This is a genomic window from Chryseobacterium sp. RU37D (assembly GCF_900156075.1).
Classification (GTDB): Bacteria; Bacteroidota; Bacteroidia; order Flavobacteriales; family Weeksellaceae; genus Chryseobacterium.
In genome coordinates this window covers 28160-41383 of record NZ_FTMM01000020.1, presented here as the reverse complement: position 1 = coordinate 41383, position 13224 = coordinate 28160, and the positions used below count along the sequence as shown (strand labels likewise).

General features: G+C 38.3%; 9 protein-coding genes. All 9 read left to right on the top strand.

Annotation, left to right across the window (positions count from 1 at the left end):
• Positions 1 to 291 precede the first annotated feature (291 nt).
• The 9 genes from BW926_RS10495 (at position 292) to BW926_RS10455 (ending at position 13080) form a co-directional block, all read left to right on the top strand.
• On the top strand, positions 292 to 558 hold the full coding sequence (locus BW926_RS10495; RefSeq protein WP_076446910.1) for a hypothetical protein: 267 nt from the start codon (positions 292 to 294) through the stop codon (positions 556 to 558).
• Positions 559 to 683: 125 nt separating this feature from the next.
• Positions 684 to 2183, top strand: coding sequence for a GH3 auxin-responsive promoter family protein (locus BW926_RS10490; protein ID WP_076446908.1), 1500 nt, complete (start codon positions 684 to 686; stop codon positions 2181 to 2183).
• A gap of 69 nt (positions 2184 to 2252) precedes the next feature.
• A complete protein-coding gene (locus BW926_RS10485; RefSeq protein WP_076446906.1) occupies positions 2253 to 2618 on the top strand; it encodes a hypothetical protein in 366 nt (121 codons plus the stop codon).
• A gap of 94 nt (positions 2619 to 2712) precedes the next feature.
• Positions 2713 to 3948: an MFS transporter gene (locus BW926_RS10480; RefSeq protein WP_076446904.1), complete on the top strand. Its 1236-nt coding sequence runs from the start codon at positions 2713 to 2715 to the stop codon at positions 3946 to 3948.
• Between the two features lie 89 nt (positions 3949 to 4037).
• Entirely contained in the window at positions 4038 to 6134 is a 2097-nt protein-coding gene (locus tag BW926_RS10475) for a T9SS type B sorting domain-containing protein (protein WP_076446902.1), read from the top strand.
• An 84-nt stretch (positions 6135 to 6218) separates the two neighbouring features.
• Complete coding sequence (locus tag BW926_RS10470; RefSeq protein ID WP_076446900.1) at positions 6219 to 8345, top strand: T9SS type B sorting domain-containing protein; 2127 nt, start codon at positions 6219 to 6221, stop codon at positions 8343 to 8345.
• Between the two features lie 161 nt (positions 8346 to 8506).
• Entirely contained in the window at positions 8507 to 10099 is a 1593-nt protein-coding gene (gene dnaB, locus BW926_RS10465) for a replicative DNA helicase (RefSeq protein WP_076446898.1), read from the top strand.
• Between the two features lie 87 nt (positions 10100 to 10186).
• On the top strand, positions 10187 to 10663 hold the full coding sequence (gene rnhA / locus BW926_RS10460; RefSeq protein WP_076446896.1) for a ribonuclease HI: 477 nt from the start codon (positions 10187 to 10189) through the stop codon (positions 10661 to 10663).
• 164 nt (positions 10664 to 10827) lie between these two features.
• Entirely contained in the window at positions 10828 to 13080 is a 2253-nt protein-coding gene (locus BW926_RS10455; RefSeq protein WP_076446894.1) for a T9SS type B sorting domain-containing protein, read from the top strand.
• The last annotated feature ends 144 nt before the right edge of the window (positions 13081 to 13224 follow it).

Here is a 13224-nt window from a genome sequence, read left to right as displayed (position 1 = left end):
GCGCGTGGATAACAGCTGTACTCGTTGACTAGTTTTTGATACATATATTAGGGTTTACTTTTCTTATTAGGGAAAGCAGGTTTTTATTATTTAAAAAGTGAAAAGTTGGGTTTATTTTTGAAATCAAGCCTGGTCAGGTTTAGAACCTTGACAAACTTAAAGCGAAATCGTCTTTAATCCTGTTTAATCTTTTTTTAATCTGTAATAAACTTTAGTTAAGTTTCTAAAACTGAGATTTTAAGTCTGTTTTTTGTATAACTTTGAATCAAGAAAACAAGCAAATTAATTCTTATGAAAAAATTATTATCCGCAATGTCAATAGTATTAGGACTAGGGCTTGCAACCGCTCAGCAAACAGCACCTGTTGCTACAAAAGCAGCACCTCACCCAACTACGAAAGCAGCACAGACTGTAAAGCCTACAACAGCTTCACCCACTGCTTCTAAACCTACAGCTGTAAAAATGAAGAAAGACGGAACTCCGGATAAAAGATATAAGGAAAATAAAAAATTAAAAAAAGACGGTACACCAGATAAAAGGTACAAAGAAAACAAATAAAACTCAACAATAGTTGTTATTTTCATAATCAAATTTCGTAGAACCGATGATACTCATCATCGGTTTTTTGCTGCTTATTTATTGAAAATGATCTAAGATTCTCAAGTTATTTATAAATTTGAAGCATGTTAAACTTCCTAAAGAAAAATGCGGCATTGATTTGGGCCAAAAAGCATGTCCGAAAAGCTGAAGGCTTCAAAAAAAATGCAGAGAAAAATCAAGAAGAGCTGCTACTGTCCCTTGTAACTGCAGCAAAAAAAACTCTTTTTGGAAGAGAACATGATTTTGAAAATATCAAAAACATAAAAGATTTTCAGGAAAGGGTAAAAGTTTCAGATTATGAAGATCTTAAACCTTATATTGAAAAAGTAAAACGAGGTCAAGCCAATATTCTCTGGACAGAAACGCCTGAATATTTTGCAAAAACTTCTGGAACGACTTCCGGTTCCAAATATATCCCCATTTCCAAAGAAGGAATGCCTTTCCAGATCAAAGGAGCTCAAAGCGCTCTTTTCCACTATATTGCTAAAAAAAACAATGCCGATTTTGTAAAAGGAAAAATGATCTTTTTACAAGGCAGCCCGGAACTGCAGGAAGATTTCGGAATAAAAACAGGCCGTCTTTCGGGAATTGTAGCCCATCACATTCCCAATTATTTACAAAAAAATAGACTTCCAAGCTTAGAAACAAACATGATAGAAGACTGGGAAGCAAAAGTGGATAAAATCATAGAAGAAACAGAAAAAGAAAACATGACGCTTATCTCGGGAATTCCCCCCTGGCTGATCATGTATTTTGAGAAACTTATAGAAAAAAACGGTAAAAAAATCAAGCAGATTTTCCCTAATCTTCAGTTAATCGTTACAGGCGGCGTAAATTATGAGCCCTACCGCGATAAAATGGAAGAACTCCTGGGAGGAAAAGTAGACATCGTCCAGACATTTCCGGCTTCGGAAGGTTTTTTTGCCTTTCAGGATGATTACACCAGGGAAGGATTATTGCTTTTAACCAATCATGGAATTTTCTATGAATTTATTCCGCTGGAAGAATACGGAAAACCTGATGCGAAAAGGCTAACCTTAAAAGAAATTGAGCTTAATAAAGATTATGCATTGATTTTAACTACAAATTCAGGGCTTTGGGCTTACTCAATTGGTGATGTGGTAAGGTTTATTGATAAAAATCCGCACAGGATTCTGGTGAGCGGAAGAACAAAGCATTTCACCTCAGCCTTTGGGGAACATGTAATTGCCTTTGAGGTCGAAGAAGCTATGAAGGCTGCACTGGAAAAACATCCGGCACAGATCACAGAATTTCATCTCGCCCCACAAGTTAACCCCGATGATGGACTTCCGTATCATGAATGGTTTATTGAATTCGAAAAAGAACCTGAAAATTTTAATGCATTTAAAAATGAGCTTGATGATCAGCTAAAAAAGCGTAATACCTACTACGATGACCTTATTTCAGGGAATATTCTGCAAAAGCTTCACATCACAAGTTTGAAGAAAAATGCGTTTCAGGAATACGCAAAGTCTCAGGGGAAGCTCGGCGGACAAAATAAAATCCCAAGACTTGCCAATGACAGAAAAATAGCAGATTTATTGGAAATTTATAAACTTTAATCACATTTTTTCAATTCCGGAAACGTATATTCGAAAAAAATTATAAATTTGGAAAACTAAAAAATAATAATGAGAGCATCTGTACTTTTAAAATCATCTTTACTGACGTCGTTATTAGTAATTTCATCCTGCGCAACTACAAAATATTCTGAAGACATTTCAAAAAATGATTATTCTAATTTACAAGCCGGAAGAATGTATGTAGTTACAATGAAGGACGGTTCTAAAAATCAGAAAATGTTATTCCGAAATATAGATGGCAACAATCTGATCGGTACAGCCGGGAAAAAAGACAGTACAGTTGTTACAATTCCTAAAGCTAATGTGGCTGCAGTAAGAGACAGTAGAAAAGCAAAAACGACCGCAGGAGCAGTAGTGATTGGCGCCGCTGGTGTTGCGGCATTGGTTTTAAGCTCTTCACGAGCGGATAACTAAAATAGATTTTATCTTTTAGCCGTCATTTAATATATCATTCAAAAAAATACGATATATATAGCCTTAAATGAATATTTGAGGCTATTTTTGTCGGATGATTTCGTTTACCCCGCTACAAACATTGAAAAATGTCGAATTCAGGAATCTCCTTACAGGAAGGTTTTTCATTGTTTTAGCTTTCAGAATGCTCGCTACATTACTCGGATGGTGGGTGTATCAGTTAACAAAAGATCCTTTTTCTATCGGACTGATCGGGCTTTCCGAAGTAATTCCGGCGGTAAGCTGTGCCTTGTATGCGGGCCACGTCATTGATATGAACGAAAAGAAAAGACTTCTTCTTATCTGTAATTATGCTTATATTTTTTTAATCGGTTTATTGCTGATTCCCGCATTTTTTAATACGAAGATCCATTTTTCGGGACACCAGATTGCCTATTATATATATGGCGTAATTTTTTTCACGGGAATCGCAAGAGCATTCATCGGGCCTATTGTTCCGTCTATGATTCCTAAAATTGTAAAAAAAGACAACCTCCCGAATGCAATTACCCTGAATCAGGCAACTTTTCTTATCTCTTCCGTATGTGGACATGCCATCGGTGGATTTTTAATCGGTTATTTTGGTGTAAAATGGACTTTGAGTGTAATTATTTCATTAATATTTTTAGCCTCTTTATTTTTTTTTAAATTAAAAAAACAACATTCCGAATACAAAAAAGAAAATATTAACGTTATAGAAAGTATGCGCGAAGGAATTTCCTACATCTTTAAGACTAAAGAAATTCTAGGAGCGCTTTGTCTGGATATGTTTGCAGTTCTTTTTGGAGGTGCAGTTGCTATGATTCCTGTGTATGCGACAGATATTTTAAAAGTCGGAGCAGAAGGTTTCGGACTATTAAATGCAGCATCAGATATTGGTTCAATGTGTATTATTACCATTTTATCCCTTATCCCGTTAAGAAAAAACCAAGGCAAAATTTTGCTTGGTGTAGTAACAGGGTTTGGTCTTTGTATTATCGCTTTCGGCTTATCAAACTGGTATTGGCTTTCGTTCATGTCCCTTGTTTTAAGTGGAATGCTGGATGGGATTTCTGTAGTGATAAGAGGAACAATTGTTCAACTGAAAACCCCAGACAACATCAGAGGGCGGGTTTTGAGCGTGAATTCCATTTTCATTATGTCAAGTAACGAAATGGGACAGTTCGAGAGCGGATTAATGGCAAAACTATTAGGTGTAGTACGCTCTGTGGTTTTCGGCGGAACAATGACAGTGTTCGTTGCTCTGATTGTGGGAAGCATTAATCCCAAATTGAGAAAAATGCAATATTAAAACAATAAATACGTTTTTATTAAATTAATCTTAAAAACTTTAATTTAAGATTAATAATTTTTTATATTTGTGATAAAAATTTCCCTTACATGAAAAAAACTTTACTCATTTTTTTTGGTCTTTTTGCCCAAATATTTTATGCACAGTCTGACTGTACTTCAGCACTCGCTGTTTGCGGAAATTCTAATATTTCCTATACTCCGAGCGGATTTGGAGCTGTTCAGGAAAACCCGCTTGGAGGAGGATGTCTCTCTTTAGAGCACTTTTCCGTATGGTATACCTTTACAGTTTCTACAAGTGGAACACTTACATTCTTAATCACCCCGAACGTTAATCCAACAAACCCTACCAGTACCGATTACGACTGGGCGGTTTTCGGACCGAATAAGCAATGCGGAAGCCTTGGTACCCCTTTAAGATGTTCTTACGCTTCTACTGCAGCAGGTGTGCTTACAGGATTAAATATGACAGCTACTGACCTTACAGAAGGTGCAGGAGGTGACGGTTTTTGCAGATATCTTGATGTAGTGGCTGGAGAAACATATTACTTGATTGTGGATAACTTCTCTTCAAATACTAATGGATTTGTATTAAGCTGGGGCGGTACCGCTACACTTTCTTCTCCGTTTACATCAGCTATCCAGCCAAACCCATTTATCCCGCCAGGCGTACCTAATGCTACTCCGGGAGGACCAAACGAGGTAGTCATTTGTTCTAATCCTGCTGTTTTCGACTTTTCATCATTATCAGCAGGCATTATTAACGGAAACCCGAATTTCCAGGTAAGCTACCATACAAGTTCTAATGATGCACTTACAGGTAACAACCCTATCACCGTTCCTCAGACAGTTAATACAACGACTGTATACTATTATAGCATCAGCTATGTAGATGTTACTAACCCGAATAGCCCGATCAGTAAGTGTAAGCAGACGGGGCAGTTTAAGTTTAAGCAGGGAAATATTACCGCACTGGATGTTACATTAACAACCTGTAACAATAATAATAATGGCACAGGAGTTTATGACCTGACCTCAGCGAATGTTTTGCCTACAGATCCTACTGCAATTAAAAAGTATTATCCTACAATGGCAGACCTTCTTGCCGGAACTAATGAAATTCTGAATCCTGCCAACTTTACATCTTCTACAGGTACTATTTATGTAAATGTAACCACATTACAAGGATGTTCAGATACAGCTCAGCTTACATTAAACTTCTATCCTGAAGTAGTTGTAACAGAAGCTACGTTGAGATCGTGCTTTATTGAAAGTAATCCTTCAACAGCATTATTTAATCTTACAACAGCTGCAGTAACCTCGCAAACAGGAGTTACAAAAACTTATTTTCCTTCTTTAGCGGATGCGATTGCAGGAACCAATGAAATCCTGAATCCTACAAATTATATCTCTCCAAATGGAGTGGTCTTCATCAAAGTAACGAACGGAAACGGATGTTATGGTATAGCTAAAGTGACCCTGATCGTTCTGCCTCCGGTACATTCTAATGTATTAAAAGATAAGATCATCTGTATGGAAGGCGCAACCACTCTGGATGCAGGACCTGGTTTCACAGCTTACAAATGGAGCACCGGAGCAACTACCCAGTCGATTAACAATGTAACCGTTGGGACATATTGGGTTGACCTGACAACCGGAACATGTATTACAAGACAAACTGTAAAAGTGTATCCTTCTGAACAACCAGTTATTTCACTAATCGATATTGCAAACAATACTGTAACAGTGAATGTAGTAGGAGGAACAGCTCCATACAAATATTCAATGGATGGTATCAACTGGCAAGACTCAAACGTCTTTACAAACGTACCAAGAGGTGACAATATGGTCTATGTAAAAGATGGCTACGATTGTGATCCTATTACGGTAACGATCGTGGTTCCAAATCTGGTGAATGTTATTACGCCTAATGGTGACGGTATAAACGATGTGATCGATTATTCTGCGTTATCAGGTAAACAAGGCTTAGTATTGAGCATCTACGACAGATACGGAACTAAGGTAGGCCAGGCTGATAAGACTAATGGATACAAATGGGATGGTACCATTGGAGGTAAAAAAGTACCTACAGGAACATACTGGTATTCTGTAACCTGGAATGAAAATGACAAGAAGAACACACCATTTAAATTCTCAGGATGGGTAATCGTGAAGAATAGAGAATAATCTACAACAAGATAAAGGAAAACCGCTTTTTCAGGCGGTTTTTCCACTTAAAAATTCAAAACCAATAATTCAAAAAATCAATCAATGAAGAGATTATTACTACTGATTATTTTATGCCTATCACAGATGTATTTCTCACAATCAGACTGTATTACTGCAATCCCGGTATGTGGAAATTCCAATATTTCCTATGATCCTTCCGGTCCCGGAACCGTGGTGGATTTCCCAGGCCCCCCAAACAGTGTCCCGGACAATCTTTGCCTTAAAGGAGGTGAGCATTTTTCAGTTTGGTATACTTTCACCGTAGCCACATCGGGTACTTTGACTTTTGAAATTACTCCGAATGTAAACATTAATTTACCGCCAACTGCTCCCGGAAACTCTGCCGATTACGATTGGGCAGTTTGGGGACCAAGCCCTACCTGCGGAAACTTAGGTGCTCCGGTGACCTGTAATTTTGCAGGGATGACGGGGCAATGGCCAAACCCCACAGGATTATCAGATAACCCTCCAAATGCTCCAAACGCAGGATATAATCCGCCAATGAACGTGACAGCAGGGCAGACATATGTTTTAATTGTTGATAATTACAGCCACAATGCATTAGGATTCTCTTTAACGTGGGGAGGTACCGCTACTTTAACATCTGCATTTACCGATCCCGCATTAACACCACATCCTTTCGTTCCGCCGGGCGCACCTGCAGCCAACCCTACTGACCCGAACGAGATCTTAAAATGTTCTTTACCGACAATGTTTGATTTCAGTACATTATCAACCGGAATCATCAACGGAAACCCGAACTTTACAGTTACTTATCACCTGAACAGTAATGATGCCATTACAGGAAATGCTCCCATTACCACTCCAATAATGGTTAATGGAACAGACATCTATTATTACAGATTAAAATATACCGATCCTACGAATCCCACGAACCCTATCAACGGATGCTTCCAAGTCGGAAAATTCAAGTTTAAAACAGGAAATATCGTTGCCAATGATGCTACTCTGTTTGCATGTAACAACAACGGAGCCGGAACTTCAACATACAACCTGAATCTTGCCAATGTATATGCCGGAACCAATGTTACAAAGAAATACTATCCAACCATGGCTGATTTAACAGCCGGAACAAACGAAATCACCAATCCAACAGCTTATGTTTCAGGAGAGAAAAAAGTCTATGTAAAAGTAACAACAACAGACGGATGCTCTGATGATGCGGAAATTACATTAAAATTCCATCCTGTGGTAGTGGTAAATGAAGCAACTCTTGAATCTTGCTATATAGAAACAGCTATCAATACGGCATCATTCGACCTTACACTTGCCAATGTGAATTCCCAAGCCGGAATGACCAAAAAATATTACAAAACCTTGGCAGACGCTATTTCAGGAGCCAACCCTATCCTGAATGCGAATGCATATGTTTCAACAACAAGCGTAGCTTATATAAAAGTAACAAGCGGGAACGATTGTTATACGATTGCCAAAGTGAACCTTATTGTTTTACCTCCTGTAAAATCTAATGTCCTTAAAGATAAGATCATATGTATCGAAGACAGAACAACCTTAGACGCAGGCCCTGGATTTGACGGATACGAATGGAGCACAGGAGCAACCACACAGTCTATTACAGGTGTAGGAGCAGGAACATATTGGGTAAAATTAAAAACAGGAAAATGCTGGACTTTACAGGAAGTACACGTGAACGCTTCTGCTCAGCCGGTGATTACAAGCATTGATATCACAAACGATTCTTTTACGATAAACGTTTCAGGAGGAAAAGCACCTTACAAATACTCTATTGATGGTATCAACTGGCAGGACTCCAATGTATTCACAGGACTTCCGAGAGGTGAAAACAAAGTATACGTAAAAGATGCTTACGACTGTAACCCTATCGATGTTCAAGTAACCGTTCCGAATCTTTTGAATGCTATCACACCAAACGGAGACAACAAAAATGATTATATCGATTATTCCGCATTAGCATATAAGAAAAACCTGATTTTCAAGGTTTATGACAGATACGGAAATATGCTTTACCAAGCAGATAAGACCAGAAACTATACATGGGATGGTACATCCGGAGGGAAGAAAATCGTTACAGGAACATACTGGTACACGATCACATGGACAGAAAATGATAAAAATCATACTGAAACGAAATACAGCGGATGGGTATTAGTAAAAAATATCGAATAAATAATTTAATTTTCAAATACTTAAATCATCTCACAATGTTGAGGTGATTTTTTTATGCACGCAGAAAAAGCCTTTTAATCCTAATATTTTAAACTTATCAACACCAAAATCTTAGTTACTATTTTTTATTTGCTTCGCAAAAAAACTATCTTTGTAGAACTATGGCGCAGAAAGAAACTTTATCTTCTTTGACGAACGGAAACTTTGCAAAAGAGCTCTCTATTGCCGACGGGAAAATGCCTCCCAACGCATTGGAATTCGAAAGACTGGTTATCGGTACTTTTTTAATTGACAAAAAAGGGCTTGACCACTCTATCGATTTGCTTACCCCTGAAGTTTTCTATGATCCGAGACATCAGGTAATTTTTTCCACCATTTTAAAATTATATGAAAGTAACCAGCCGGTTGACTTAATGACCATCATTCAGGATCTGAAAAAAGAAGGAAAACTAAGCTCAGCAGGCGGAGACAGCTATATCATTGATCTTACCATGGGGGTAAGCTCATCTGCCCATATAGAATATCATGTACGTGTGATTCTTGAAAAATATATCTTAAGAAGCTTAATTAATGTTTCAGCGAACGTGATTGATGCTTCCTACAAAGAATCTACCGACGTTTTTGAGCTCTTGGATAAAGCAGAACAATCCTTTTTTGAAATAACCAACGGAACCATCAAAAAAGGATTTGACACCGCCAACTCATTAGTAAAGCAGGCCATTGATACCATCAAATCTTTAAAAGATAAAGAAGGTCTTTCCGGAGTACCTTCCGGCTTCAGAGATGTGGATAAAGAAACAGGAGGCTGGCAGAATTCTGACCTTATCATTATCGCGGCACGTCCGGCGATGGGAAAAACCGCGTTTCTGCTTTCGATGGCAAGAAATATTGCTGTGGGTCACAAAATCCCCATGGCACTGTTCTCCCTGGAGATGGCCTCGGTACAGCTTATCACCAGGATGATCGCATCCGAAACAAGAATTTCATCAGAAAAATTAAGAAAAGGAACCCTGGACGATGAAGAATGGCAACGACTGTTCTCCAACGTATCAGAACTTGAAAATGCACCTTTATATATAGACGAAACCCCTTCCCTATCCATCTTTGACTTCCGTGCGAAGTGCCGAAGACTGGTAATGCAGCACGGTGTACGGCTGATCATGGTCGACTACCTTCAGCTGATGACAGCCGGAGGAGGAGGAAAAGGAGTCGGAAACCGTGAACAGGAAATTTCCATGATTTCCCGATCATTAAAGGCTATTGCAAAAGAATTGAATGTTCCGGTAATTGCACTTTCCCAGCTTTCCCGTAGTGTGGAAACACGTCCAGGAAAAAGACCTCAGCTTTCAGATTTGAGGGAATCCGGAGCCATCGAACAGGATGCAGATATCGTATCTTTCATATTCAGACCGGAATATTATAAGATCACTGTTTGGGATAATGATGAAGAAGGCCAGGAAACCTCAACAGAAAATCAGGCTGAACTGATCATTGCAAAACACAGAAACGGTGCTACAGCCGATGTAAGATTATCTTTCCTAAAGCATTTTGCAAAATTTGGAGATATTGAAGCTGCTTTTGATGGCGGAATGGGCAGCGGATACCCTTCCAGCTTCGGATCGAATGAACCAAGTGGTTTTGATAAAATTAAAACAACCATTCAGCCAGGTGCAGCATTTGATCTTCCGGACAACTCACAGCTTTCAGGATCTTCAATGAATGATTTCGACGACGATGATGATTTTCCTTTTTAAATATTTTTAAAGTTAAGACAAGGTTAGGATTAAAATTTAACCTGAATAATTATTAACTTTAAACTAAATCTCAGCTTCAGCCTAAAAATGAAAATTGAAATATACACCGACGGAGCTTGCAGCGGAAATCCCGGAAAAGGCGGATATGGAATTCTCATGCGTGTACCTGAGAAAGGCTACCAAAAAACATTTTCCAAAGGATTTAGAAAAACTACCAACAACAGAATGGAACTTCTGGCTGTAATTACAGCTCTTGAAAAACTGAAATCCCCGGATAATGACATCCATATCTATACCGACAGCAAGTATGTTGCTGATGCCATTAATCAAAACTGGCTGGCCGGATGGATCAAACGAGGCTGGAAAAATGTGAAAAACCCTGATTTGTGGCAGAGATTTGCTGTTCTCTACAATCTGCATAAACCAAAAATGCATTGGATCAAAGGTCACGCCGGTCATTTTGAAAATGAACTGTGTGACAGGCTTGCTGTAGCTGCCTCAAATTCGACGAGTTTGGAAGTTGATATTTATTTTGAAAATCTTGAAAGCAATTCTCTGTTTTAATTTATACTGAAATTAAAATTAGCTTAAAAATTTTCTGTATTTTATCTTTTATGCCCTTTTTTATTATAAAGTATCTATCAATTCAACCAAAATTAACATTAAATATGTATTTATTGGTTGGGATTTAATATCTTTGGTGCGTCTAATTTAAGTGTACCAAATAAATGAATAAAAAATACTTCTTCCTTTTATTCCTAAGCCTTTTGCTGTGCTTTCCACAACATTTTGCTTCACAGACATATCAACTTTTAGGAAATCCCGTTAATACCACAGGATGGACAATGGTTTCGCCTACCGTGGTTAATACCGATTTTGTGCAGCTTACTCCTGACCTTAACACTCAATCCGGATCAATAAGGCTGGATGAACCTATCAACCTGAAATATTGTGACAAATGGAAGGTGGAATTTGATTTTAGAATGGATTCTAACCAAACTCTCAATGGAGATGGTATTGCTTTCTGGTATGTTCAAAATCCGCCGGTGGCAAGTATATTAGGTTCCGGGCTTGGTGTTTCTCAGAATGCAATCGGTTTAGTGGTAGGATTTGACACTTACAACAATACGACAACCGCTGTGATGAGTAAAGTGCATGTCGGGTATGGAGTGATCCAGAATACTACAGACACAAACAATGTAGAGTTTTTCAATACGCCGGGAAGTTCTTTCCATTCCCCAGATATGAATACTACACTGCCATTTCAGGGAGCAACCTACAAACATGTTGAAGTAACATCCCAGGTAGATCCTGCTACTCCTGCAAACTGGATCTTAAAAATCATGATCGACGGAAACGTTATCTGCAACCAGTCTTTTGCACCTTCTGGAGCTGCTGCGGCAATGACTGTGGGATATTTCGGATTCTCGGCTTCTACCGGGGGTAACAGATCAAGACATTCTATTAAAAATGTAAAAGTGTATGTAGATAAAGTGGCTATTAACCAGGCAACGGTAACGGATACTTTCTGCCCTAATCCTTCTACAGGACAAGGAACAGCTAATTTAACATCCTATCAAAACCAGTTTGTAACAAACCCTGCAAACTATACTTTCTCATACAGTGTCTCCGGAACGCCAATTACGAATCCTACTAATTATCAGTTTAGTGGGAACACCACGGTTTCCGTTTTAATAAAAGATAATTCCGGTGTACTTTGTGATAATCCCGATGGAAAAATCCAATTAAACCTTTCACCATTTACAGCAACCCCTGCCACACTTACTGAATGTAATAACAATAACGCAGGAACAGCGACATTCAACCTTACTCTTGCCAATGTGAACGCTCCGGCTGGTTCCACAAAGAAATATTATAAAACACAGGCAGACCTTAACGCAGGAACAAACGAAATAATCAATCCTACAGCTTACTTTTCAACTGCAGGAACAGTGTATGTAAAAGTTACAACTCCTCTGGGATGTGCTGGATCTGCTCCTATAACATTAGCTTTCTTCCCGCAGATTCAGTCTAATGATGCGACAATGGAATCTTGTTTCATTGACAGTGCTCCTACCACTGGTTCATTTGACCTGACACAGGCTAACGTTACCACAGCGCCGGGAGTTACGAAAAAGTATTATAGGACTCAGGCTGACGCTTTAGCCAACACTAACGAAATATTAAATCCTACAGCATATGTTACAACATCTTCTACGGCATATGTGAGAATTACGAATGTGGCAAACTGCTTTATTATTGTTAAAATCAATCTTAAAGTTTTTGAACCTGTTTATTCTTCTGTATTAAAAGATAAAATTATTTGTATTGATGAAAGAACCACCCTTGATGCAGGACCCGGCTTCGACAGCTATTTATGGAGCACAGGTGCTACAACACAGGCTATCACCGGAGTTCCACCAGGTCTTTATTGGGTACAGCTGAAAACAGGAAAATGCACCGCTATGCAGACTGTAAAAGTAAATCCTGCGCCACAACCGGTTATTTCAAGCATTGATATTACCAACAATACAATCACTGTAAACGTAAATGGAGGAAAAACGCCTTATAAATACTCTCTTGATGGCATCAACTGGCAAGACTCTAATATATTTACGGGCCTTCAGAGAGGTGAAGTAGTAGTATATGTAAAAGATTCTTTCAACTGCGACCCTATTCATGTACAGATCACTGTTCCGAATTTGATCAATGCCATCACACCAAACGGAGATAATATCAATGACGTGATCGATTATACAGCTTTGGCTTATAAGAAAAACCTTGTTTTCACAATCTATGACAGATATGGTAATAAATTGTATGAGGCCAATAAACTAAGAAACTACAAATGGGACGGAACAGCCGGCAACAAAAAAGTAGTGACAGGAACATACTGGTATACTATAACATGGAACGAAAATGATAAAAATAATACACAAACAGTTTACACCGGTTGGGTATTAGTAAAAAATAGAGAATAAAATTTTACCCGCTTCTGCACTGGAGCGGGTTTTAATTGATACTAAACGGAATTAGGAAAAGAAATCACTTCAACTTTGAGGTGATTTTTTGTTTATTTATCAATTTCGTGAACAATTTACATGAAATTATTTTTTTTATAACCT